The sequence below is a fragment of the Microvirga sp. CF3062 genome (assembly GCF_036314045.1).
GTDB lineage: Bacteria > Pseudomonadota > Alphaproteobacteria > Rhizobiales > Beijerinckiaceae > Microvirga.
The window spans coordinates 601,507-625,488 of sequence record NZ_JAYGGN010000001.1 but is presented as its reverse complement, the minus strand read 5'-3'; the positions used below and the strand labels follow the sequence as shown (position 1 = coordinate 625,488).

The 23,982-nt window shown below is 62.1% G+C and carries 25 protein-coding genes and 1 tRNA gene; 13 read left to right on the top strand and 13 right to left on the bottom strand.

Going from position 1 to position 23,982, the window contains the following annotated elements:
• Positions 1–127: 127 nt before the first annotated feature.
• From VB618_RS03040 to VB618_RS03030, 3 genes are all read left to right on the top strand, one after another.
• Positions 128–1,327 carry an MFS transporter gene (locus VB618_RS03040; protein WP_329795014.1) on the top strand — a complete coding sequence of 400 codons (1,200 nt, stop codon included), beginning with the start codon at positions 128–130 and terminating at the stop codon, positions 1,325–1,327.
• 17 nt (positions 1,328–1,344) lie between these two features.
• Positions 1,345–1,749 carry a DUF4345 domain-containing protein gene (locus VB618_RS03035; RefSeq protein WP_329795122.1) on the top strand — a complete coding sequence of 135 codons (405 nt, stop codon included), beginning with the start codon at positions 1,345–1,347 and terminating at the stop codon, positions 1,747–1,749.
• 175 nt (positions 1,750–1,924) lie between these two features.
• Positions 1,925–3,331, top strand: coding sequence for an adenylate/guanylate cyclase domain-containing protein (locus VB618_RS03030; protein ID WP_329795013.1), 1,407 nt, complete (start codon positions 1,925–1,927; stop codon positions 3,329–3,331).
• A 260-nt stretch (positions 3,332–3,591) separates the two neighbouring features.
• Here the strand turns inward: VB618_RS03030 and VB618_RS03025 are convergent, their stop codons facing one another.
• The 3 genes from VB618_RS03025 to gatB are packed head-to-tail and all read right to left on the bottom strand — an operon-like array spanning position 3,592 to position 6,266.
• The gene (locus tag VB618_RS03025) at positions 3,592–4,095 is read right to left on the bottom strand and encodes a GNAT family N-acetyltransferase (protein WP_329795012.1); all 504 of its coding nucleotides are present in this window, start codon (positions 4,093–4,095) and stop codon (positions 3,592–3,594) included.
• The gene (locus tag VB618_RS03020; protein WP_329795011.1) at positions 4,092–4,730 is read right to left on the bottom strand and encodes an SGNH/GDSL hydrolase family protein; all 639 of its coding nucleotides are present in this window, start codon (positions 4,728–4,730) and stop codon (positions 4,092–4,094) included. Before VB618_RS03020 ends, VB618_RS03025 begins: the two co-directional genes overlap by 4 nt.
• Positions 4,731–4,790: 60 nt before the next feature.
• On the bottom strand, positions 4,791–6,266 hold the full coding sequence (gatB, locus tag VB618_RS03015; RefSeq protein WP_329795010.1) for an Asp-tRNA(Asn)/Glu-tRNA(Gln) amidotransferase subunit GatB: 1,476 nt from the start codon (positions 6,264–6,266) through the stop codon (positions 4,791–4,793).
• Positions 6,267–6,602: 336 nt separating this feature from the next.
• Between gatB and VB618_RS03010 the strand changes: the two genes are divergently transcribed.
• Together VB618_RS03010 and VB618_RS03005 are read left to right on the top strand one after the other, a co-directional pair.
• Positions 6,603–6,911, top strand: coding sequence for a hypothetical protein (locus VB618_RS03010; RefSeq protein WP_329795009.1), 309 nt, complete (start codon positions 6,603–6,605; stop codon positions 6,909–6,911).
• Positions 6,912–7,062: 151 nt separating this feature from the next.
• Complete coding sequence (locus tag VB618_RS03005; protein ID WP_329795008.1) at positions 7,063–7,590, top strand: hypothetical protein; 528 nt, start codon at positions 7,063–7,065, stop codon at positions 7,588–7,590.
• Here the strand turns inward: VB618_RS03005 and VB618_RS03000 are convergent.
• The 4 genes from VB618_RS03000 to VB618_RS02985 all read right to left on the bottom strand — a co-directional run bounded on the left by VB618_RS03000 (position 7,587) and on the right by VB618_RS02985 (position 10,846).
• A complete protein-coding gene (locus VB618_RS03000) occupies positions 7,587–7,895 on the bottom strand; it encodes a hypothetical protein (protein WP_329795007.1) in 309 nt (102 codons plus the stop codon). The genes VB618_RS03005 and VB618_RS03000 overlap by 4 nt on opposite strands.
• Complete coding sequence (gene gatA / locus VB618_RS02995) at positions 7,892–9,406, bottom strand: Asp-tRNA(Asn)/Glu-tRNA(Gln) amidotransferase subunit GatA (protein WP_329795006.1); 1,515 nt, start codon at positions 9,404–9,406, stop codon at positions 7,892–7,894. Before gatA ends, VB618_RS03000 begins: the two co-directional genes overlap by 4 nt.
• Positions 9,407–9,521: 115 nt before the next feature.
• Positions 9,522–9,809, bottom strand: a complete 288-nt coding sequence (gene gatC, locus VB618_RS02990; protein ID WP_329795005.1) for an Asp-tRNA(Asn)/Glu-tRNA(Gln) amidotransferase subunit GatC — start codon at positions 9,807–9,809, stop codon at positions 9,522–9,524.
• A gap of 335 nt (positions 9,810–10,144) precedes the next feature.
• A complete protein-coding gene (locus VB618_RS02985) occupies positions 10,145–10,846 on the bottom strand; it encodes a metal-dependent hydrolase (RefSeq protein ID WP_329795004.1) in 702 nt (233 codons plus the stop codon).
• A 130-nt stretch (positions 10,847–10,976) separates the two neighbouring features.
• On the opposite strand from VB618_RS02985, the gene VB618_RS02980 reads away from it, so the two are divergent.
• From VB618_RS02980 to ruvX, 5 genes are all read left to right on the top strand, one after another.
• Positions 10,977–12,242 (top strand): ABC transporter substrate-binding protein, encoded by a 1,266-nt coding sequence (locus VB618_RS02980; protein ID WP_329795003.1) that lies wholly within the window; start codon positions 10,977–10,979, stop codon positions 12,240–12,242.
• A 2-nt stretch (positions 12,243–12,244) separates the two neighbouring features.
• Complete coding sequence (locus tag VB618_RS02975) at positions 12,245–13,216, top strand: carbohydrate ABC transporter permease (protein WP_329795002.1); 972 nt, start codon at positions 12,245–12,247, stop codon at positions 13,214–13,216.
• Positions 13,213–14,037: a carbohydrate ABC transporter permease gene (locus VB618_RS02970; protein ID WP_329795001.1), complete on the top strand. Its 825-nt coding sequence runs from the start codon at positions 13,213–13,215 to the stop codon at positions 14,035–14,037. Before VB618_RS02975 ends, VB618_RS02970 begins: the two co-directional genes overlap by 4 nt.
• A 15-nt stretch (positions 14,038–14,052) precedes the next feature.
• Positions 14,053–15,189: an ABC transporter ATP-binding protein gene (locus tag VB618_RS02965; RefSeq protein ID WP_329795000.1), complete on the top strand. Its 1,137-nt coding sequence runs from the start codon at positions 14,053–14,055 to the stop codon at positions 15,187–15,189.
• Between the two features lie 63 nt (positions 15,190–15,252).
• The gene (ruvX, locus tag VB618_RS02960; protein ID WP_329794999.1) at positions 15,253–15,813 is read left to right on the top strand and encodes a Holliday junction resolvase RuvX; all 561 of its coding nucleotides are present in this window, start codon (positions 15,253–15,255) and stop codon (positions 15,811–15,813) included.
• A gap of 73 nt (positions 15,814–15,886) precedes the next feature.
• Here the strand turns inward: ruvX and VB618_RS02955 are convergent, their stop codons facing one another.
• Positions 15,887–16,441 carry a calcium-binding protein gene (locus tag VB618_RS02955; protein WP_329794998.1) on the bottom strand — a complete coding sequence of 185 codons (555 nt, stop codon included), beginning with the start codon at positions 16,439–16,441 and terminating at the stop codon, positions 15,887–15,889.
• A 444-nt stretch (positions 16,442–16,885) separates the two neighbouring features.
• On the opposite strand from VB618_RS02955, the gene VB618_RS02950 reads away from it, so the two are divergent.
• Positions 16,886–16,959, top strand: a tRNA-Gln gene (locus VB618_RS02950).
• Positions 16,960–17,385: 426 nt separating this feature from the next.
• Here VB618_RS02950 and VB618_RS02945 read toward each other — a convergent pair.
• On the bottom strand, positions 17,386–18,870 hold the full coding sequence (locus VB618_RS02945) for a DUF1254 domain-containing protein (protein WP_442931623.1): 1,485 nt from the start codon (positions 18,868–18,870) through the stop codon (positions 17,386–17,388).
• Positions 18,871–19,276: 406 nt separating this feature from the next.
• On the opposite strand from VB618_RS02945, the gene VB618_RS02940 reads away from it, so the two are divergent.
• Positions 19,277–19,690 carry a response regulator gene (locus VB618_RS02940; protein WP_329794997.1) on the top strand — a complete coding sequence of 138 codons (414 nt, stop codon included), beginning with the start codon at positions 19,277–19,279 and terminating at the stop codon, positions 19,688–19,690.
• A gap of 206 nt (positions 19,691–19,896) precedes the next feature.
• Here VB618_RS02940 and VB618_RS02935 read toward each other — a convergent pair whose 3' ends face one another.
• Both VB618_RS02935 and VB618_RS02930 read right to left on the bottom strand, forming a co-directional pair.
• A complete protein-coding gene (locus tag VB618_RS02935; RefSeq protein WP_329794996.1) occupies positions 19,897–20,271 on the bottom strand; it encodes a hypothetical protein in 375 nt (124 codons plus the stop codon).
• 1,198 nt (positions 20,272–21,469) lie between these two features.
• The gene (locus VB618_RS02930) at positions 21,470–21,712 is read right to left on the bottom strand and encodes a DUF6894 family protein (RefSeq protein WP_329794995.1); all 243 of its coding nucleotides are present in this window, start codon (positions 21,710–21,712) and stop codon (positions 21,470–21,472) included.
• 221 nt (positions 21,713–21,933) lie between these two features.
• Here VB618_RS02930 and VB618_RS02925 point away from each other — a divergent pair, with 221 nt between their 5' ends.
• The gene (locus VB618_RS02925; protein ID WP_329794994.1) at positions 21,934–22,188 is read left to right on the top strand and encodes a hypothetical protein; all 255 of its coding nucleotides are present in this window, start codon (positions 21,934–21,936) and stop codon (positions 22,186–22,188) included.
• 21 nt (positions 22,189–22,209) lie between these two features.
• On the opposite strand, the gene VB618_RS02920 is transcribed toward VB618_RS02925, so the two are convergent.
• Together VB618_RS02920 and cobD are read right to left on the bottom strand one after the other, a co-directional pair.
• The gene (locus tag VB618_RS02920) at positions 22,210–22,380 is read right to left on the bottom strand and encodes a hypothetical protein (RefSeq protein WP_329794992.1); all 171 of its coding nucleotides are present in this window, start codon (positions 22,378–22,380) and stop codon (positions 22,210–22,212) included.
• 595 nt (positions 22,381–22,975) lie between these two features.
• Positions 22,976–23,974 (bottom strand): threonine-phosphate decarboxylase CobD, encoded by a 999-nt coding sequence (gene cobD, locus VB618_RS02915; RefSeq protein WP_329794991.1) that lies wholly within the window; start codon positions 23,972–23,974, stop codon positions 22,976–22,978.
• Positions 23,975–23,982 lie beyond the last annotated feature (8 nt).

Genomic DNA, 23,982 nt, shown 5'->3' with positions numbered 1-23,982 from the left:
AAATCTAGACGGCTCCTTTCCAACAGAAAAGAACCTCCCATGAAAGAGCTGTGATCTGGCGCAAGGTCCGGACTGATTATATGACAGGATATTGCATGGGACGGCCGCACCGGGTCGATCGCGGGGAATGCCAGTGCGCGCCAAGGACTTCGCCTTCTTCCTGTCCCTCTTCTTCGCTCGCCTGGCGGACCAGATGCTGCTGTTCCTGGTGCCCCTCGTGGTGTTCCAGACGACACAGAGCGCAGCCCTGTCAGGATTGGCCTTCTTCATCGAGACCCTGCCGCGCTATCTGCTGTTTTCGGTGTGCGGCATCCTCTGCGATCGCCGGTCGCCGGTGTCGCTGCTGGTCATCAGCCAGCGCTTTCGTCTGCTCACCTGCGCGGTGGGCATTGCCGGCCATGAGCTTCTTGGCGGCATCGGCTGGCTGATCGCTCTCTCGGCGGTCTGCGGAATCCTCTCGACTCAAGGGTTTCTCGCCCGGGAGGTGATGCTGCCGCAGATCTTCAGGCAGCAGCGGTTCGAGAAGGTTCTGTCTTACTCGCAGCTCGGCGACCAGCTCGGGATGGTGATCGGCCCCATCCTGGCGGCCGCCCTGCTCGGCCTTTGGCCCTGGCAGATCGTCGTCGGCATCACGGCGTTCCTGTTCCTGCTGGCGGATCTCGGGCTCACCTTATGGCATCGCTCGAGCAGGATCGTACTAGCCCAGCCGGAAACCGCCCATGAGAGCTGGGTCGATCCATTCCGGATCGCCTTCAAGCACATCTGGCATCTGCCCGGATTGCGAAGGGCCGCCGCGCTGGCGGCCGGGCTGAACTTCGTCTTCGGCGCGACGCTGGCCACATCCGCCGCGATGGTAACGGGCATCCACGGCCAGTCCGAGCAGAGCTACGCGCTTCTGCAGACCGCCAGCGCCGTCGCGAGCATTGCGATCCTGACCTTCCTGGCCCACGTCATCATCCCGTTGAGGGCCATGGGCGCCATTGGCTACACGGCGATCTTCATCGGCGGACTGCTGACGGCCATCAGCCCCAGTTACGGAATCTATGCCGCAGGCTATGTTCTCGTCCTCGGCTTCGACAAGATGTTCACCATCTACATCAGGAGCCTGCGGCAGAAAATCATTCCGCAGAAAGACTTCGGCAAGACGACAGGTGCGATGATAACCATCAACAACCTGTCGCAGCCGCTGGCCGGGTTGCTGGTGGGCCTGTTCTCGGGCCCGGGAAGCCTGGGATTGGTGATCGGCGGCATTTCGCTGGTGATGGGGGCCATCGGTATCATCGTCGCCATCGGTGCGGCACCAATTCTCAAGCAGGCAAACAGATAGGAGATCCCATGCCCACCATGGTCCGTGAACGAAAGTTGCTTCAGCAGGCCGTCGCCATCGTGGCGAGCATCCCCGTCGCCACGGGTCTCTATGGCGTCCTGTTCGGGCAGGCGCTCACGGGCGATGCGGTGAGCATCTCGGCGGAGAGCCATTTCCGCTTCCTGTCCGGGCTACTGCTGGGCATCGGTCTCTGCTTCTGGAGCACCCTGCCGTCCATCGAGATCCATACGGGCCGCTTCAGGCTTCTGACGCTGCTCGTGGTCGTCGGCGGACTGGGACGGCTCATCGGTCTCGGCCTCACCGGGCTCCCCTCGCTCTTCATGGTCGGCGGCCTGATCGTCGAGCTGGTTGTCGCGCCGGTGCTGTGCCTGTGGCAGACGCGGGTCGCCAACCGCTATGCGGAGGAGCACGGGGTGGCGTGAGCCCTTCAAGCGAGAAGCCGCCACTCCGGCCCCGCCTGCCCTGACATTGCCGGATTGCGGGCGCATTCTGCGATGACTGAGCTTGCAGCCGGGCACGCCGTCGTAAGGCGCGCCAGCGGTCGCTTTGATTTGCCATGAGCGATGGTCCGGTCCGCACCTCGAAGGAGGTTGCACCATGAACGAGCACGAAAAACTCCTCGCCATTCTCCGGCAATCCGCCGATACCGACGTCGTCGATGCTATCGAGCGCCTGATCCAGGACGCTCCGGATCATGAGCTGAACCGCATCAATGCGCTCGTTTTCGCGGCCGAACACGATTTGGACGAGGACCGCGTGATCGCCGCCTTCCTCCACGCCTCCCGGCTGGGATTGTTCGAGATGTCGTGGAACGTTCTCTGCCCCGGTTGCGGTGGAGTGCTTGAATCAGGCATGAGCCTGAAATCGGTGAACCGGGAGGAATACACCTGCGCCCTCTGCTCCGCGGGATACGAGCCGACCCTCGACGAGATGGTGGAGGTCACGTTCACGGTGAACCCGCGGATCCGCAAGATCGCGGCGCACGACCCAGATACCCTGCCGCTGCATGAATATGAACGCCAGATCTTCTGGGGCTCCGGTGTCGACCTGCCCGAGGATTTCGAGCGCATGATCGACGAGATTGTGCTCGACGCGGTCGAGTTGCCGCCCGGCGAGAGGGCGATCATGTCCCTGCAACTTCCGGCGGAGTTCGTGATCGTCTTCGAGCCCGTCACCCATGTGGCCCAGTTTATCGACGTGCAGGGCGAGCCGACCCGTGAGCGCCAGAGCCTGTCGCTCGTGATCAACGAGACCCATCCGCAGAACCAGACCCTCACCATGCGGCCGGGCCCCTTGCGCATCTCCATCGAGAACCGCACCAACAGGCGCGCCCTGCCCGCCGTCTGGGTAGCAGGCGACGCGCTGCACCACATGCTGAAGCAGCGCCGCCCGTTCCTGACGGCCAAGCGCCTGCTCACGAACCAGACCTTTCGCGACCTCTACCGCACCGACACGCTCGACATCGACCAGCGGCTGAAGATTACGAGCCTCACATTCCTCTTCACCGATCTGAAAGGCTCGACGCAGCTCTACGAGCGCGTCGGCGACCTCGTGGCCTATGATCTCGTGCGGTCGCACTTCCAGGCTCTGAACGAGATCGTCGCCTCCGAATCCGGCGCCGTCGTGAAGACCATCGGCGATGCGGTGATGGCCACCTTCCCGACGCCGGATCATGCGATCTCGGCCGCGCTGCGGATGCGCGAGGCGATGCGCCAGCTCAATGAGCAGCGCGGAAGCGAGGATCTGCTGCTCAAGATCGGCATTCACGAAGGGCCGTGCCTCGCCGTGACGCTGAACGACCGGCAGGATTATTTCGGCCAGACAGTGAACATCGCCTCCCGGGTCCAGGGGCTCGCGATGTCGCGCTCAATCTTCGCGACCGGTTCCGTGGTCGAGAACCCGCGATCTTCGCGGATCATCGAGAAGCAGGGCCTTCATCCGATGTTGCAGAAGACGGCTCTGCGCGGGCTCAACGACGAGTTTTCGGTTTACGAGATTCCGTAAACTGCACCGACTGATGCGTCATCCCGGACGCCGCAGGCGATCTGGGATCGTAGGGTGAGTATGGCTCCTGTCACCTCTCCCGTGCGGGAGAGGTCGACGCACGTTAGTGCGGCGGGTGAGGGATAGCGCTCAACACGGATAGCTCTGTAACCCCTCGCCCCAACCCTCTCCCTTAGGGAGAGGGAGACCAGCGCCACATTCTGCGCACGATCCCGGACTTCGCTGCGCTTCGCCCGGGATGACGCACCGATGCTTGTTGCTCAGAGCGCCTTCTCAAACCGGTACTCCGCCGATTGCGAGATATCCGCCAACTGCCGCTGTCCCTCGGCCTGCGCATAGTCCAATCTTGTGTAGAGCCGGTGAGCCGTGACGAAGCGGGTGTCGGACCACAGGACGATGCGCGATGCGCCCTTGCTGCGTGCGTGGGCCTCGGCCTGACGCACGAGGCGCGAGCCCAATCCCCGTCCGCGCTGGTCCGGGCGAACATAGAGCCGGTGCAGTTCGGCGGTCCCATGCTCCGGAAAATCGACCGCCACGCAGGCGCAGACACGTCCGCGCTCATCCTCGATAGCCCAGAACGCACCGTTCGTTTGCACATAGGAAGAGCCCGGAGCGCGCAGATCCGGCAGGTCGTCGTGGGGATCGACGAAGCAGCCTGGATAATCCGCATAGCAGATTGCAATCAGTCCGAAGAGATCCTGCCTGTCGCTGTCGACAACAGGCCGGATGACCGGCAGGTCTTCAACTTTAAGCGCCAGGTTCATGATTGCCCCTTCCTCATCGCCATCGAGGCGACCGTCTTTTCAAGCACGTCGTGCAGCTCGCGATAGGCCATCGCGGACAGATGAACGCCGTCCGTGGTGAGCCCTTCGCGCGCCGCGCCTTCGCCATCGCCGAAAGCCGTGTGCAGATCGACGATGGCGGCCGCGCGGCCCTCGGCAATCTGCACGATTCGACCACGGAGAGAAGCCATCGCGTCCGCCGAATAGAAGCCTGTGAGACGCTTGGCCCGCTCGATCGGCGGCGGTGTCATGACGATCACCGGCACGGCAGCGGCTTCGAAATGGCGGATGATCGTCTCGAAGTACTCAGTCACGCCGTCGAGGGTGCTCTCGGTGCAATCCTTCTTCGCATCGTTCGTACCGACGAGCAGCACCGCGATGCCAGGCTCGGCGGATTTCAGCAGAAGCGGCACCCGCGGCTCCAGCGCCTCGGTCCAGATGCCGGAATAGCCGGCATTCAGCACGGGCAGCGAACTGATCCGGTTCCAGTAAAAGCCCTCGACCAGGGAGTCGCCCACGAACAGCAGACCGCCCGGCCCCACAATGGAGCGGTGCGAGCCGATCACGATGTCACGGATCAGCCAGTGCGGTGCAAAGGGGTTGGGCTGCGAAGTCACGGGATCAGCGCGGCAAGAGGCCGGCGGAAGCGGCTGCGTTCCGCCGGAGGATCATGAGCCCTACTCGATCCCGAGCTTAGCTTTAAGGATCTCGTTCAGCGCCTGCGGGTTGGCCTTGCCGCCGGTGGCCTTCATGGTCTGGCCGACGAACCAGCCGAGCAGAGTGGGCTTCGCCTTCGCCTGCTCCACCTTGTCGGGATTGGCCGCGATGATCTCGTCCACGGCCTTCTCGATGGCGCCGGTGTCGGTCACCTGCTTCATGCCGCGCTGTTCCACGATCTCGCGCGGATCGCCGCCTTCCGTGAAGACGATCTCGAACAGGTCCTTGGCGATCTTGCCGGAGATCACATTCTCGCCGATGAGCTCGATGATGGCGCCGAGCTGAGCTGCCGAGACCGGCGTCTCCGCGATGTCCTTGCCTTCCTTGTTCAGGCGGCCGAACAGCTCGTTGATGATCCAGTTCGCAGCCGCCTTGCCGTCCCGGCCCTTCGCCACCTCCTCGAAGAAGTCGGCGGAGGCGCGCTCGGCCACCAGCACGCTCGCGTCATAGGGCGAGAGGCCGTAATCGGCCATGAACCGCGCCTTCTTCTCGTCCGGCAGTTCCGGCAGGCCTTTCGCGAGATCGTCCACATAGGCCTGGTCGAACTCGAGCGGCAGCAGGTCCGGATCGGGGAAGTAGCGGTAATCGTGGGCTTCTTCCTTCGAGCGCATGGAGCGGGTCTCGCCCTTGCCCGGATCGTAGAGGCGGGTCTCCTGGTCGATCTTGCCGCCGTCCTCGAGGATCGCGATCTGGCGACGCGCCTCGAACTCGATGGCCTGGCCGATGAAGCGGATGGAGTTGACGTTCTTGATCTCGCAGCGGGTGCCGAGTTCGTCGCCCGGGCGGCGCACGGAGACGTTCACGTCGGCGCGCAGGCTGCCCTTGTCCATGTCGCCGTCGCAGGTGCCGAGATAGCGCAGAATGGTGCGCAGCTTGGTCACGTAGGCGCGGGCCTCGTCGGACGAGCGCAGATCCGGCTTCGACACGATCTCCATCAGGGCCACGCCGGAACGGTTGAGGTCGACGAAGCTCATGGTGGGGTGCAGGTCGTGGATCGACTTGCCGGCATCCTGCTCGAGATGCAGGCGCTCGATGCGCACCATGATGGTTTCGCCGGTCTCCGGCACGTCCACGATCACCTCGCCCTCGCCCACGATGGGGCTCTTGTACTGGCTGATCTGGTAGCCCTGCGGCAGGTCCGGGTAGAAATAGTTCTTGCGGTCGAAGGTGCTGCGCAGGTTGATCTCGGCCTTGAGCCCCAGGCCCGTGCGGATGGCCTGGCGCACGCATTCCTCGTTGATGACAGGCAGCATGCCGGGCATGGCCGCGTCCACCAGGGAGACATTGCTGTTGGGGTCGTTGCCGAAGGCCGTCGAGGCGCCGGAGAAGAGCTTGGCCTGGCTCGTCACCTGGGCGTGGATCTCCATGCCGATGACGATTTCCCAATCGCCTGTCGCGCCCTTGACGAGCTTCTTAGGGTTGACCGGAGCGTTCATGAGCCTTGCGCCTTTAATCTCTCGCATTTGCTAAAGCATCGGACCGAAAAGTGGAATGCACTTTTGGGACCCATCCGATGCTTCTTTGCACAAATTAGAGCATCGCTGGCGCGGAAAACCGGGGGCCACTTTTCCGCACGATGCTCTAGCCGGAGTACGAGCGGCGATTGAACCGGTCAACCCCCTTCAAGATGAACGGGCGTTCAGAGTGGCGGACCAATCGTTAAGATCAGAAATAAATTATGCACAGATATCGAAAATAATTGCCACGCTCCGATGAAACTCCATCCGATATACGGCGTTGTTCGGGAGGTAAAACGGTCAAGGAGTTTCAAAATGGCTATGGATCCGATGGATCGCGAACCCAACGTCTACAATCGCGAGACCAACGTCTACGATAACAGCGCTCGTGGTTCGAACACGCTTGCTTATGTGATCGGCGGTCTTGTTATCGCGCTGGGCCTGCTCGCCTTCCTGTTCTATGATGGCGGCGGCGAGCCGAGCACGACTGGCAGCACCGGCACGCAGACGGAAAGCACTGCTCCGCGCGCCAGTTCCGGCGCCGCCGGCGGTTCTACGACCGCTCCGGCGACCCCGACCACCCCGGCTCCGGCTGCCCCGGCTACCCCAGCTCCGCAGCAGTAACCTCGCGTCTCGCGTCTCACTGCGCAGGATGGGCCTGACCTCACGGTCGGGCCCATTCCATTTGGGGTGGGCACCAATGGCCCGGCCGAGGAACCAACCGCAAGCTTGAGCGCTTTCGCCTGAGAGTCTTACCGTCCGCAGGAGTCCCAAGATGGCAAACAAATCGAGCTTCACCCCTGAAGAATGGTCCCGCCTCGTTGCAAGCCCGGTGGTGGCCAGCATGGCGATCACCGCGGCGGATCCGGGCGGGCTCTGGAGTCTCCTGCAGGAATCCATGTCCAGCGGCTGGGCCCTGCTCGAGGCCAAGCAGAACGCCCAGGCTACGCCGCTCGTCAAAGCCGTGGCCGACGACATCGCCAACACCGAGACCCGGAACGCCGTGCGCGAGTCTTTCCAGGCTCAGTTCAAGGGCAGCCAGTTCGCCGATGTGAAACGCAAGGCCATCGAGGAGCTTGGCGCCGTGTCCGGTCTGCTCGACGCCAAGGCCCCTGACGAGGCAGCCGCCTTCAAGTCCTGGCTCTGGAGTGTCGCCCAGAAGTCGGCCGAAGCCGGCAAAGAAGGCGGGTTCTTAGGGTTTGGTGGCGTGGCGGTCAGCGATGCAGAGAAGGCCACCCTGGCCGAAATTGGGATCGCGCTCGGCAATCCGGCCGGTTCCGGTGTGGGACTCGCGGAAACCTAACCCCTGGCCAGCCGGCGGGCGGCATAGGCGCCGCTCGCCCACAGCATGGCCGCGACGAAGCGCACGGGAAACAGCGTCAGCCCATCAGACCGTACAGGCGCGATCCAGGGCAGGCCCATGCTGCTGATCGCCCAGGAGACGAGCACCGACACGGCCAGAGCGATCATGCCGATGATCAGCACCTTGCCGAACTGGTCGGCCTTCCAGCCGAGCCAGACGGCAATCAGGATCAGCACCGGGTCGAAGGCGGCCGGCAACCAGTCCCACAGGGTGACGACGGGTACGGTCGGTCCCACGTCTCTCAAGCCCACCAGGCCTGGGGCAGCTTGATGCGGCCGGCCACGTCCTCGATCACCTGGCCGGCGGCAAAGAGCGTCTCCTCGTCGAAGGCGCGGCCGATGAGCTGGAGGCCCAGCGGCAGCCCCTGGGCATCGAGCCCGGCCGGCACGGCGATGGCCGGCAGGCCCGCCATGTTCACCGTCACGGTGAAGATGTCGTTGAGATACATCTCGACTGGATCGCCCGAGCCCTTCTCGCCGATGCCGAAGGCGGCGGACGGGGTCGCCGGCGTCAGGATGGCGTGAACTCCTTGAGCGTAGACCTCCTCGAAGTCGCGCTTGATCAGGGTGCGCAGCTTCTGGGCCCTCACGTAGTAAGCGTCGTAATAGCCCGCCGAGAGCACATAGGTGCCGATCATGATGCGGCGCTTGACCTCGCGGCCGAAGCCGGCGGCGCGGGACTTCTCGTAGAGATCGACAATGTCCTTACCGTTCTCGCGCAGGCCGTAGCGCACGCCGTCATAGCGGGCGAGGTTCGAAGACGCCTCGGCTGGGGCCACGATGTAATAAGCGGGCAGCGCATACTTGGTGTGCGGCAGCGAAACCTCGACGATCTCGGCGCCGGCAGCGCGTAGCCATTCGGCGCCCTGATGCCAGAGCGCCTCGATCTCGGGCGACATGCCGTCGATCCGGTATTCCTTCGGAATGCCGATCTTCAGGCCCTTCACGCCACGGGAGATGGCCGCCTCGAAATCCGGCACCGGCAGGTCCACGCAGGTAGTGTCCTTCGGGTCGGGGCTCGCCATGGAGCGCAGCATGATGGCCGAGTCGCGCACGGTACGGGTGATCGGGCCGGCCTGATCCAGCGACGAGGCGAAGGCCACCGTACCCCAGCGGGAGACGCGGCCATAGGTCGGCTTGATGCCGACCGTGCCGGTGAAGGCCGCCGGCTGGCGGATGGAGCCGCCGGTATCGGTTGCGGTGGCGCCCAGGCACAGATGAGCGGCCACAGCCGCCGCCGAGCCGCCCGACGACCCGCCGGGCACGAGATGGGTGCCCTCGATGGCGCCGGAACCGCCCGCACTCACGTTCGAGCCCTCGCGCCGCCAGGGCGACACGACGGGACCGAAGGCGCTGGTCTCGTTGGACGAGCCCATGGCGAACTCGTCCATGTTGAGCTTGCCGAGCATCACGGCGCCGTCGTTCCACAGGTTCCGGGTGACGGTGGATTCGTAAGGTGGGTTGAAGTTGCCGAGGATCTTAGAGCCGGCCGTGGAGACCACGCCTTCCGTGCAGAACAGGTCCTTGATCCCGAGCGGAATGCCCTCAAGTGCGCGGGCCTCGCCCTTGGCGATCTTCTCGTCGGAGGCCTTGGCCATGGCGAGCGCCTTCTCGGGCGTCTCGAGCACATAGGCGTTGAGCGCCCTCGCCTTCTCGACGGCGGCGACATGGGCCTGCGCGAGTTCCAATGCGGAGAAGGTCTTGGCCTTCAGGCCGTCGCGGGCCTCGGCAATCGTGAGATGGGTCAGTTCGGTCACGGGATCATCCTCGTCATCCCGGACGCTGCCCTGCAGCGATCCGGGATCGTCTGGAAATGAAAACTGGTCTAGCGATCCCGGCTATCCGCTCACGCGTCCTCCCGGGATGATGTCGTTATTCAACGACCTTGGGCACCAGGAAGAAGCTGTCTTCCGTGGCGGGGGCGTTCTGGACGATCTTCTCCGGATAACCGCCATCGGTCACGCCGTCCTGGCGCTTCTTCATCACCATGGGCGTCACGGAGGTCATGGGCTCGACGCCCTCCACATTCACCTCGTTGAGTTGCTCGACGAAGGAGAGGATGGCGTTGAGCTCGCCCTGGAGATGGGGCACCTCCTCATCCGTCACGGCAATGCGCGCCAGATGGGCGATGCGGCGAACCGTTTTCTCATCGACCGACATGAATGGTCATACCCCTTGGATATCTGATGGGCGGGCTATAGCACCCGCCCGCGCCGGGGGGCAACGGCGGATGTGAGGCAGAGCCACTCGCGATGTTCATCGTCATCCCGGACGGAGCGCAGCGAAGATCCGGGATCGCGTTCAGGAGGAGGCGCTGTTTCCCTCCCCCTTGTGGGGAGGGATTAAGGGTGGGGGTGTTGGCGCTGAACTGGACCAGCGTGGCGCCTACACCCCCACCTCCAACTCCTCCCCACAAGGGGGAGGAGGGTTCCAGCGCCACACTTCTCTGACGATCCCGGGTTCAGCTCCGCAGCCCCGGGATGACGACCTTTGGACTAAAGCGTCACACCCACAGTCTTGTGCGGCACCACCACCTGGATTCCTTTACCGTCCATGGCGGCCACGAAGCGGTCGGCGTTGGGGAGGATCATGGGGAAGGAGCCGTAGTGGCAGGGGATCACCGCCTTCGCGTTGCTGAAATAGCGCTCAATGGCGAGCGCCGCGACCTCGGGACCCATGGTGAAGCGGTCGCCGATCGGCACGATCACCACGTCGGGTTTATGGATTTCGGCGATCAAGGCCATGTCACCGAAGATGTCTGTATCGCCCATGTGATAGATTGTGGGCTGGTCCATGGCCTTGACGATGATTCCGTTGGCGCTGCCGAGGGGGAAGTTCACGTCCATCTCGACGAGGCCGGATGAGTGATCGGCCCGCACCAGGGTGACGGTAAATCCACCCTGCCCGGTCGTGCCGCCCGTGTTCATGGGATCGAAGTGCTCAAGGCCCTGCTTGGCCAGATACATGCACAGCTCGAAGTTCGTCACCACCTTGGCGCCTGTCGCCTTCGCGATGTCGAGGGTATCGCCCACGTGATCCCCATGGCCGTGGGTGACGAGGATGTGTGAGACACCCTCAGTGATCGCCGCCTTGTCGCCTTCGAAGCCAGGATTGCCGGTGAAGAAGGGGTCGATGAGCACGGCCTTGCCGGCGAAGTCGAGCCGGAAGGCGGAATGGCCATACCACGTGATTTTCATGGAAATACCCTCATTTTCGGCAAGATGAAATGGAGCGGCTTCAGCCCCTGACCATGTTCCAGAGGAACAAAACGGCAGATCGGGCTTTAAGAAGCTAAGCAATAAACATCAAGCCTGCAGGAGGATAGCCATGCCACGCCTCATCGCCAGCCTCGGCCTTGCTGCCGGAATTCTCGTCTCGACCAGCGTCTGGGCGGTGGAAATCTCCATCTCGTGCAGTGCGCTCGGCAAGGAACACGAGATCTGCAAGCAGGGTGTCGATGCCTGGGCAAAGCGGACCGGCAACACGGTCAAAATCGTCTCGACGCCCAACTCCGCCACCGAGCGCCTGGCCCTCTACCAGCAGCTTCTGGCGGCAGGGGCGTCCGACATCGACGTGTTCCAGATCGACGTGGTCTGGACCGGCATCCTGGCCGATCATCTCATGGACCTGACCGCCAAGGGTCAGGCGGACATCGACGATCACCTGCCTGCCATGGTCGAGACGAGCCGCGTCAACGGCAAGCTCATGGCGATGCCGTGGTTCGCCGATGCGGGCCTGCTCTATTATCGGCAGGACCTTCTCGACAAGTACAAGCGCCCCGTGCCGCAGACCTGGGCCGAGCTCACGGAGACCGCCCGCCTCATCCAGGACGGCGAACGCAAGGAGGGGCGTGGCGATTTCTGGGGCTATGTCTGGCAGGGCCGCGCCTATGAGGGCCTGGCCACCAACGCGCTGGAATGGGTATCGTCCTTCGGCGGCGGCACGATCATCGACGACAAGGGCGACGTCACCATCGAAAACCCGAAAGCCGCCGAGGCCCTGAAAACCGCCGCCGGTTGGGTCGGCACCATCACGCCCGAAGGCGTGCTCAACTACACGGAAGAGGAATCCCGCGGCGTCTTCCAGTCCGGCAACGCCGCCTTCATGCGCAACTGGCCCTATGCCTGGGCGCTGGCTCAAGGCGCCGACAGCACCATCAAGGGCAAGGTCGGCATTGCACCTCTGCCGAAGGGCGGCGCCGACGGACGCCATGCGGGCACGCTCGGCGGACAGCTTCTTGCCGTCTCCAAGTACTCCAAGAACGCCGCGGCCGCGACGGATCTCGTGCTGTATCTCACCGGCCAGGGCGAGCAGAAGCGCCGCGCGGTCGAGGGCTCCTTCAACCCGACCATCGTGTCGCTCTACAGCGATGCGGACATCGCCAGGGCCAACCCGTTCATCGGCGACCTCGTGGACGTGTTCACCAATGCGGTGGCGCGCCCCGCCACCGCGACAGGCCAGAACTACAACAAGGTCTCGACGGAGTTCTTCAACGCGGCCCATCAGGTGCTGTCGAAGCGCGCCGAGCCTGCCCAGGCGCTGAACCGCCTCGATCGTGACCTGAAGCGGATCAAGCGCGACGGCTGGAAGTAGGCATGACGAGCGCCGTCGCTCAAGCGGGCGTTCCCGTGCCGCAACAGGCACGGGGACGCCGCTCATCGCTGACGCGCTCACGCCTTCGGTCTGCATGGCTCTTCATCGCCCCGAGCCTGATCATCCTCGCACTCATCGCCGGCTGGCCCCTGGCGCGGACGATCTGGTTCAGCTTCACCGATGCCAACCTCAATAACTTAAGCGACTACGAGTTCATCGGGTTCGAGAACTACCTTGCCAATTACGACGGCGAATGGCTCGGGCTGCTGACTGATCCCGACTGGTGGCATTCCGTCTGGAACACGGTGTGGTTCACCCTCGTGTCGGTCTCCATCGAGACCGTGCTCGGGATCATCGTGGCGCTGATCCTCAACGCCGCCTTCCCCGGCCGTGGCCTCATGCGTGCCATCATCCTCATTCCCTGGGCCATCCCGACCGTAGTCTCCGCACGCATGTGGAACTGGATGCTGCACGACCAGTTCGGCGTCATCAACGACATGCTCCTGCGCCTCGGCATGATCGCCGCGCCCATCACCTGGACGGCCAATCCCGACACGGCGCTGTGGACGGTCGTCATGGTCGACGTGTGGAAGACGACCCCGTTCATGGCGCTCCTCATCCTTGCGGCGCTCCAAATGCTCCCGGGCGACATCTACGAGGCCGCACGGGTCGACGGCGTCCATCCCGTGCGCGTATTCTTCCGTGTGACGCTGCCGCTCATCAAGCCGGCCCTGCTGGTCGCGGTCATCTTCCGCGCACTCGATTCCTTACGCGTTTTCGATCTGATCTACGTGCTCACGGCCAATTCCCGCGACACCATGTCCATGTCCGTCTATGCGCGCCAGCAGCTCGTGGATTTTCAGGAGGTGGGCATGGGGTCCGCCGCCTCGACGCTGATCTTCCTCATCATCGCCCTTCTGGTCGTCATCACGCTGGCGGTGGGACGAGTCCGGCTCGGGGAGGATCCGCGATGAAGGTGCTGACCCGGATCGGTTTCTGGCTGCTCGTGATCGCCATCGGGCTCTTCGCGCTCTTTCCGTTCTACTATGCGATCATCTCGTCCTTCCGCTCGGGTGCCGAGCTGTTCTCCGTGGCCTATCTCCCGGAACGCTTCGATCTTTCGAACTATGCGGCCGTGTTCGACCGCCAGCCCTTCGGCCAGAACATCCTCAACTCGATCATCGTCGCAGGCGCGGTGGTTGCCGTGTCGCTGGGCCTCGGCATCACGGCGGCCTATGCCTTCGGGCGCATTGCGTTCCGGGGCCGCGCGCTCCTTCTGATGACCATTCTCGCGGTCTCCATGTTCCCGCAGGTGGCGGTGCTGTCGGGCATGTTCGAGCTGATCCGCAGCTTCGGGCTCTACAACACCCTGCCGGGCCTGATTCTTGCCAATCTCATGCTCACCCTGCCCTTCACGATCTGGGTGCTCACCACCTTCATGCGCGAGCTGCCGAAAGAAATCGAGGAGGCGGCTTTCGTCGACGGGGCAACGCCCTGGATCGTGGTCAGGCGCGTGTTCCTGCCGCTCATGATGCCGGCGGCGGTGACGACGGGGCTTCTCGCCTTCATCGTGTCGTGGAACGAGTTCCTCTTCGCCCTCACCTTCACCCTCACCAACGAGCGGCGCACCGTGCCGCCCGCCATCGCGCTCATGACGGGCTCAACGGCGTACGAGCTGCCCTGGGGCACGATCATGGCGGCTTCCGTCATCGTGACCCTGCCGATCATTGCCCTGGTGCTCGTGTTCCAGCGCAAGATCGTTGCGGGGCTGACCGCTGGCGCGGTGAAGGGCTAATCCGGGAAATCATGCATGGCTGATGTGGTTCTCAAGAATGTCCAGAAGTCCTTCGGCAAGGCGAAGGTCATCCATGGGGTCAATCTCGACATCCGCGACGGCGAGTTCGTCGTGTTCGTCGGCCCCTCCGGCTGCGGGAAGTCGACGCTCCTGCGCCTCATCGCAGGCCTTGAGGACATCACGGCGGGCGATCTCTTCATCGGCGCCGAGCGGGTCAACGACCTCGCGCCCGCCAAGCGCGGCATCGCCATGGTGTTCCAGTCCTATGCGCTCTACCCGCACATGAACGTCTACGACAACATGGCCTTCGGCTTAGAGCTGGCGAGATCCTCTCGCGCCGAGATCGACCGCAAAGTGCGGGAAGCAGCGCGCCTGCTGCAGATCGAGGCGCTGCTCGACCGCAAGCCGCGCCAGCTCTCCGGCGGCCAGCGCCAGCGGGTTGCCATCGGCCGCGCCATCGTGCGCGATCCGAAGGTGTTTCTGTTCGACGAGCCGCTCTCCAACCTCGACGCGGCCCTGCGCGTGCAGACGCGCATCGAGATCGCCAAGCTCCACACCGACACTCGCGCGACCATGATCTACGTCACGCACGATCAGGTGGAGGCGATGACTCTCGCCGACCGGATCGTCGTGCTCAATACGGGCCGGATCGAGCAGGTGGGCACGCCGCTCGAGCTCTATCATCGCCCGGCGAACCTGTTCGTCGCGGGCTTCATCGGCTCGCCGCAGATGAATTTCATCGAATGTGAGGTTGCCGGCGCTGGACCCAACGAGGTGCTGGTGAGCCTGCCTGGCGGCGGCACCCTGTCGGTCCCGGTCCAGCCCGACGGCGTGCAGGCCGGCGACGCCGTCACCCTCGGCATCAGGCCGGACCATGTCAGGATCAGCCCTGAGGGTGCGCTGACCGGCCGGGTCGAGCTGGTGGAGGAACTGGGCGAAAACCATCTTCTCTACGTGGATGCAGGCCAAGGCCGCCGTCTCACAATCCGCGAGCCCGGCGACGCACGGCACGAGGCGGGCAGCACAGTGTCCCTCGATCTTGCCCGCGAGTTCTGCCACCTGTTCCGGCGCACCGGCGAAGCGTTGGCGCAACGCACAGGCGCCACGAGCCCGGCCCCCGCCTCCCCCGACCTGACCAGCAGCGCCGCCTGATCTCGACGCCGGGCGAGTTCCTCTATACTGCGGGTGATCCGCGACGCTGCTGAGGAGGCTTCCATGATTTCCAAGGACGACGAACTGGTCGCCTTCATCGACGGCCTGTCTCCACGCGCGCGCCTCATGGGGCTGGACCTCGGCACCAAGACCATCGGCCTCGCTCTCTCGGACGTGGAGAGCCGGATCGCGACGCCGCTCGAGACGATCAAGCGGGTGAAGTTCACGCCGGATGTAGGGCGTATCAAGGATCTCGCCGTCCGCTACGATGTCGGCGGGCTCGTCTTCGGGTTGCCCCTCAACATGGACGGCACGGAAGGCCCCCGCTCACAGGCCACGCGCGCCTTCGTGCGCAACCTTAAGCCCCTCCTGCCCCTGCCCGTCCTGTTTTGGGACGAGCGCATGTCCACCATGGTGGTGACCCGCACCCTTCTCGATGCGGACGCCTCCAGGGCCAAGCGCGCCGACGCCGTGGACAAGATGGCCGCCGCCTACATCCTGCAGGGGGCTCTCGACCGCTACGAGCGGATCGCCGCTGACATGGCGGATGCGGAGGACGAGGCCGCCATGAGAGCAGGCTTGGACATGGAAACGCCGCCCGAAGGCGGCGCCATTGATGAGTAGAAGCGATCGAAACGGCAGACTAGACCCTAGGCGGCTTGCTAGGCCCTCCCCGGCAGGTTCGCTCCGTGACAAGTCAGAAAACGATGAAGTCCTTGTGGGTTACGCTCAGATTCTTATCGAGCGTCGCAAACTGCAGCGCCGCCTTAGACCCGGTGCCATCCGCATCGTAGAAGAGCGCGCCTGTGCTCTTATTGTAAATGATGCGGTCGTTCGCATCATGAGCCTGCGATCCAGTCCAGAAGGCACCCGACGAGATCACGCCGTTTGATGAAGCCGAGACCTTGAAGATGTTCTTCCAGAGCATGATCGTATCGTACTTCACGCTGAAATCCGTGACGGTGTCGATCGAAGAGTTCGACAGCCTGGACTCGAAGGCGAAGAAGTCATAGCCCGAGCCGCCGGTCATGGTGTCACGGCCTGCACCACCGCTCATGAGATCGTTGCCGCCGTCGCCATAGATCTTATCATTGCCTGAGAAGCCATCGATCAGATCGGCTCCACCGCCGCCCCTAATGACATCGTTGCCGCCGCGACCGTCTATGATGTTCGTCCTGCTATTGCCGGTGATGGTTTCGGCCCCGGACGTTCCCAAAGCGTTGCCATTCGAATCGAGCGTAACTCTAGCCATGAAATAAATTCTCCTCTTGAGATTTATCCTAAGATCAATCCGGTTATCATCGCAATAATATCCACGCCCCCAAAAAGCAACGGTATACTAAGTGGATCATATAGATCATCCGGGACTGCGAATATTTGCCTCAGATCTGATAAGATCCCTCTGCGAATAAAGTGCTTCTAGAATTTGCCTCAACGGCAAGCTGTGCGGTTGCGCACGCTGCTCCACAACGGAAGGTGCAGCCTGGGAGAGCTCAGGACGCCAATGCTGTCTGGTTTGAATGCTGGGGAGTGGGTGCGCCGACCAGATGAGCCAAAGTGCCGAACACGCGGCGATTTCGAGGCTTGACGCCGCAAAAAAAGCCCCCTATTTCAGCGCCTCCACGGGCGCTGATTGGCGACACTGGCACTGCCTGAGGGCACAGCACAGAAAACGCTTGTAAATCAGCAGCTTCGGTGGGGGATAGTTTAATGGTAGAACAGCGGACTCTGACTCCGCTAGTCAAGGTTCGAGTCCTTGTCCCCCAGCCAACCTTTATAGCCCCAACGAATAGCAATAATTACAGCGGCTTAGGGGTCGCGGGTTCGATCTTGGCAGCCCAAACCGGTAGCCCAGGATGGTTTTGGGCGGAGTGTCCGCAAATTGCGGTACAATGACTTGCGGAGGCCAGCGTCAGAACGCCGGTCCCTCATCGCCCCCTTCGTCACCCCCTAGGATCTCCTCCAGCTCCCGTTGCACGTCTCTCAATCTGTCCTGGAACGTGATTTCAAGTACCTTCGCCGTCAGCATAATGGTTAAAATCTAACACTTGGTACCCAATCCGCGATACCCGACCGAAGCCAAAGCGGATGTTGGGCCAACGTGGCTTCGTGCCAGGATCGGACATTCGCGACAGTGATGTAATCAGTCAGTCCAAGCGCCGACGTTGAGAACGCGTCGGCGCTCTGCTTGAATACTCATTGGGCGACCAAAGTTGGAAGCCCCTGCACTTTCGTGACCGGCGGCGGGTTCCATTTGCCGGTGAGTGCTTCGGACTTCGGGCCGTAGAGCCGCATCGTCAAGTTGAAGCCGCCTTTCGGCGCCGGCAGCCAGTTGGCCTCCTTGTCCTTGCCCGGGCTCTCGTTCTGGAAATAGAGGTCGAGCGACCCGTCCGGATTGTACTTGAATGGCATCCAACTGCTGACCGCAAAGCGGTCGAGGCTGTTTGTCACCTGGAAACCGTCCGGATCATAGAGCGTGACCGACCAGAAGGCGTTCACGGGCGGCGTCGCGCCCTTCTCGAAGTGCAGCGTGTATTTGTTGGCGCCATCGAGCGGCCTGCCGGCTTCGTCACCAAGATTGAGCGGGTAGACCGCATCCTCGGGCAGATTCGCGCCGAGGCCCTGCTGCGTAACGATGGCGCGCTTGAGATAGTAGTTCCCATAAACACCCATCGTATCGGTGTTCATCGACCAATGGTTCGCGACCCGCGCCAGCGTCGGGAGCTTCCACTCCATCAGCTTCTGCCCAGATTCCGGCGCACTTTCGAGGCCTTTCTTCACCGCTGGCGGAGCCTTCTCGATATCGAAGCTCTGGCCCGGCACGATGCCGATGCGCTTCATCTGCGCGAGGATCGGCTCATCGGTGAGATGCGGTGGATGGAGCTTCAGCAACTCGGCGGCGTAAGCGAAGTATTGACCCGCCGACATGGTGTCGGCCTGAACCTTCGGCGCTGTCTTCATGTCGACGCTGGGATCGATCTTCACCTCGACCGGCCTTGGCGCCTTGCCCCAGTCGGATAGCATCGTGACCTTGTAGCCAGCCTGAATCTTGTGAACCGCGTCATAGTCCGGCGGCCCGTCCGTCTTCGTCCGGCCGATGACCCAGACATACGGTGTCGGTGCGCTGATGCGCGTCATCTCGGCGGGAACGGTCCCGCTCCAACCAGGCGGGGTGACCAGAAAGTTACCGGCCTGCGTTCCGGTCGTGCGCCATCCGGGGGATGCAAACACATCCGTCCACATATCGAGCATTGGCAGGAGGTAGTAGCGCCCGCTGGTGTCCGGCGCGGAGACGACCAGCGGCTCCTTGGTCAGATCAAGCCACGCAACGGAATAGAGCGTATCGAAGTTGACCCGCACGACTATTTTCAGATCAGCAGGGGGAAACGACGGGACATTCACGAACGTGTTCATCGGACCTTTGGCGAACTCTTTCCCGGGTTCGATGTTCGTGGATTGCTTCCGCGTGATGTCCATTGAGATCAGCGGGTAGAAGTAGATGTAGGCATCGACGCCGATGGCGTGTGCCTCCGCCTCAGTGATTGCCGGCGCTGTGCCCTGAGCTATCGCCCCTTGCGCTAGGGCTGGGCCTAAAAGAAGGCCTAACGACAGTGCGATTGCGTTCCTATTCACGTCGTTCTCCCGCTGCAGTTGAAGTGATCGCGACGCAACAAGCCCCATCCAGTCATACCACCCGACTGGGCTAGGCGATTGTCCCCTTAAGGATAGTGTGCCCTGACAAGCCGTATCCTGGAGGCGTCAACGTGCGAACGGGGAAAGCCAAGAATGTCCGGCCCAAGTCGAATCCGGCAATACGGAGAGGATAGGTGAATGTCCGCTTTCTACCCAATGTGCAGGCTTGGTGGTCGGTGCCAAGCGTTAGAATTTAACCACTAGCGAGGCTGGCCCGTTGTCCCTGTGAGGAGGGTCTTCATCGTCCTCTCGGCCAGCCCCGACAAGGGGCAGGATCGGGGTAGCCTCGCCACCACTACAGCCCTTCGTGACGATACCTCAAAGGGGCCGTTTCAATTAAGCTGGCGTTAATCAGATCAGGCGGAAACTCAAGCATCATCTGGAGGAAACCAGAATGGTCTCCGCTTCCCGTTCCAAGGCTACGGTCCTTGTTGTCGAAGATGATGCACTCGCCCGCGAGCTCCTAGTTCAACTGCTTCAGGCCGGCGGTTTTGATGTCATCGCTGTAACGGCGTCAGATCGGGCTCTGCTGATCCTTTGCCAGCAGGGTGAAGAGATTGACTGGCTTGTAAGCAAAGTAAGCCTCCCAGGGCTCGTCTGTGGATGGATCCTCGCAGACGAGTACCACGAGCATCACCCTGATCGACCCGCGCTTTTGCTCTCATCGCTCGATCCGGCAGACAAGCCATCTGCGAACGCAGTCTTTATCCCGCCGGTGGCTCCCATGAGGGTCCTTGAGGCACTACAGGCATTGAAGAGTCCTGAACCAGCACAGGTGCTCCAGTTTCCTATTACCAGAGCAGCTTGACCGTTTTCGTGTTGAACAGCTGCGTGCGCCTCGAAGCCCTTATCTGCGGCAATCGAAACGAGCGGACCATTCACTCAATCCCACCCCGCTTTACCCTCCCAATGACCTACTCCCGCGACACCACCGCCTTCTTTGAGGTGACGGTCAGCAGGGTCGGGGCACATGCAGCTATCAAGCTCAGCGGGAATAATGCCCCGAAAACCAGCTTAATTCATGTGGACAGATTCGAAGGTGCTTTTGAGCGGATGCGGGTTCCAGTCTCCGTTCGAGGCCGGTTTCACGTGTGACCCGCCCGACCACCGCAGCTCGAATTTTTTGGCCGCTTTCTGATCCCTGAAGCCCATGAGGCCGAAGCCGGTGCGGATTTGAAAAAAGTCGTAGGTTGCACCCTGATCCTCGAGCCAGCGAACGACTTGAAGCTTGAGCGCTCTCTTACTCCCGTTCCAGATGTCCCAATCATTGACCAGGAAAATGAAGGGCCAGAGCCTGGCATAAGCCTCAACCTCGCAGCATGTGGCCGAGGCCAGCTCCTCATCGCGGGTGGAGGCTGCAATAGCCTTTTTGATTTTCTCCAGCTCCATCACTGCCTTGCCTCACATCCACGCTAGATCATGGCTAGGCCCGAATCGCATGTCGGCGCCGCATACCCACCGGTATACCTCACATGGGTAAACAATAGGTCATTTGGGCGGTTCCAAAAGCATAATTCTTGAAAGGCGAGAGACCTGCGCTATTCGCGAGCTTCTCTGATCTTGCCAGTCCGGCAGCATCTCGTTTGACGGATCGCGGAAGGCTCTGGCAGCCGCGCAGGAGCTCGGCCGGAGGACCGAAGCCGAGAAAGCCTTGCGTCTTTCCTCGGGCAACTCACCCGTGGAGCACGGTCTGGCGCTGAATGTGGGCGAAGTGACCTATGGCACTGGCGGATCTGCGCACTTCACGTCAGCCTCGCCAATCGCCAAGCCGCAGAAAATAAGCCGTTAGTCGCACAGGGAGCAAGGTTGACACCGGCTCGTCCTGCCACACTTAGACCATCCTATGTTAATCACACCGAGAGCTGGGTTTTGATCAGGCGAGTGCTGGATCGCAAAGCGGTGCCCAATGACCCCGTTGATCGGGGCCTCATGGCTACGGCTCTCGTGGCTGCGCTGACGGCGCTCCTCATCTGCTGGCAGCTCCCCTGAAGCTAGGCCGTATATCGGAAACAGCCCTGAGGCTTCACTTACTCCCTGTTCTATGTTGACGCAAAAGTAGATCTCCTTTTGCCCTAGCCCTTCCGATGGGACGTTCGAGGCTGGAAGTGGTTATGCTTCATGAAGTGAGCCGATCCTCACAACATGAGCACCGATATGCGTTTTTCGACTTTGTGCGTCTTTGCTGCGGCGACTCTCATCTCTGCAAATGCTTTCGCGCAGCCCGGCAACTGGGCCTCTACCCCCGAAGGGAAAGTACGCTGGGACGCGTGCTACAAGGAGACCCGACTGATCCACAGAACCCGCAACCGATCTTCCCTCGATTATAGGGAAATCATCAAGGTGGCCCGCCAGGACCATATGCGCGAGTGCATGACGAGGGACCGACCCCCAGCCCCGGTGCAGGTTGCAGTTCCCACCGACAAGCATCCCGAGACCGCTCTGTCGGGCTGGGCCAGCAACAATTAGTTGCAGCGGCACGCCTGAGGGTTTTGTCGCACCGTGCCGCATCTCCAAAAGCTTCTCGCCGTGCAACAGATGACCGCATGGGCAGGCTCCCTGCCTGTTCGCAATGAAGGCTGCGTGGCGTTCAGTGCTTCATGAACTCCAAATCGAGGCATGGGATGATCAGCACGGGGCGCAGGTCTTCGCCCACGATTTCGATCATGATCTCGTTGCTGTAGTGCGGGCGCATGGCTGCCCAGCTCCGCAGAAGCTCCTGTGCGATCCTCAAGGCCTCGGATCTGGCCGCTGCAACGTCCGGCAGTTCTATGCCGCTCGGATCCTCGTCGGTTCCGAAATGGCTCCTGATATCGATGTAATAGCGGGGCAAAAGCGATCCCCTCGACAACTCTGGACCTGAGGACTATCCCCTCACTATATACACCTATGTTAAACTACAGCGTGCATCGCTGAAATTCACTCTGAATCGCCTCACACTCTTTCGAGCGGATCCTGCTCTCCGGAGCAGTCGGGTCCAACTTTCCAGATTTGAGAGGATCAGATGCCGGCGCTTGGATGTTATCGATTGAGAGAAGCGCCTCAGGAGTTCCGATGCTCGTACCTTGGATGAAGCTTGCAACAGACACCACAATGCTAGCCTTTGAGGCGCAGGCGGTAATCTGGACCCGTATGTCACAGGCCGCTATGGGCCATGGATCTCCCGCAGAAAACCTGCTCATGGTGACGGAGAAGATCACGGCCTTCACCGAAGCGGCAGCCGTTCTTGCTGCCGGCGGCTCCGCTCACAAGGTCGTCAAGGGATATCGCAAGAAAGTCCGTGCCAACTCGAAGCGCCTGAGACGATAGGCACAGCGAACATCACCCCAATCAGCGCGGGGTGACCGTATCCGGATTGGACGGGATCGGCTTGATCGTCTCCTGGCTGGCAGCCCTGCCGGGTGCGGCTTCCGGATCGGCGTGCGTTTCGCGAAGCGCGAAGAAGACGACCACAACGGCAAGTGCAACGAGCGCCAGAGCCGTCCAGCTTCGGGTGTTCATGATGTGCTCTCCTGCTGGGTCATGTCAGAGGGCTGAACTCGGACGCTATCGGCTGGTTCCTCCTGCGATGCACCCGATCATCCCAAAGCAGGGCACGTCATTTCGCGCTTGAGCGAAGAATGGGAGCATCCCACCCCCGTCCCCTGCACATCGACCCCGAAAATGCCCCTTGGATCAGGGAGGTGCGACACTTTGCGCTGCAACGATCACCGGACCGCCTTTCGAAGCGTGGCTTTCGTTGCGGAAGTAAATCGTCCCGACGCCTGTGAGACAGAAATCCTTTTGTATGAAGGGTTTGCGGTCCACCCTTATGCCATGCCCAAGCGAATGGCCAAGCTTAGGCGGCACGATTCCCGCGCAGAAACGTAAACTTGACCGTAGCGCCCTACGTAATTTCCACTATTCCATTCGGCGAACAAATCAGCTTATAGATTTCTGCATTGGCGAAGAATAATTATACAAACGTTCACCAAAGAAATACTTTTGAAGACTTTCGTGTCGGTGGGGGCAGACACGGGCCAAGCCGCGAACCAGCTATACAAGCTGGGCGCGGCTTTTCTTTTTGTCCAGCCACTACATAAACCAATAAATCATCTTACGAGAAGCGGCCCAATACTGTCTTGAGACGCTGCCATTCCGCTTCACCACAGGGTAGCCCGAACCTCAACTGGCCTGAGTTATACTGGAACCGCCGCACCCAGATACCTTGCTCTCCCAGAGCCTGGAACAGTTCATCCGCCCGCGAACCCTCCAGCAGGCGATAGAGGATCGTGCCACGCAGGGGCGCATCCGCAACAGGCCTCAGAAGAGCATCCAGGCGGCAGGCATCATCTGTGCGGGCAACCCGAGCCGCATCGAGCCATCCCTGGTCGCGGAGAGCCTTCCGGCCCACCTCGATGGCAGGTCCCGACACGGCCCAGGGACCAAGCGCCGATCTTAAGCTCGTGGAAATCGGCTCCGGCGCAAGCGCAAAGCCGATCCTCAACCCCGCCAGGCCATAGGTCTTGCCGAAGGACCGCAGGACGATCGCGTTGGACGGCAGCACAGGCACGAGGCTCTCGCCTGAGTCGAAATCGGCAAAGGCTTCATCCACCACCAGCCAGCCGCCGTGCAGGCGAAGGTTCCCGGCGAGGTGAAGCAGGGCCTCGCGCTTGAGGAGCCTGCCGTCGGGATTGTTCGGATTGACCACGACCACGACATCCGCACGGTCAAGACCATCCAGAGACGGGACCTCGGCCACGTCATGACCGGCCTTGCCCCACGAATGAGCATGCTCCGCATAGGTTGGTCCGAGAACAGCCACGCGGGAACGCGGCCGCAGATGGGGAAGAAGGCTGATCAGCACCTGCGTGCCAGGGGCCGCGACCACCATGGCGGCGTCTTTGGCTCCATAGGCTTCGGCGGCAGCCTCCTCCAGATTCCGGTGATCGGCCGGCGACGGCAGCCGCGCGAACAGGGAGGCTGGCAAGGCGGGCACCGGATAGGCTATGGGGTTGATCCCCGTCGACAGGTCGATCCACGGCTCGGGCGCCTGCGGAAACAACCGCCGGGCCTCGCCCAGATCGCCCCCGTGCCAGATCCGCGCCTCACTCATCCGATTTA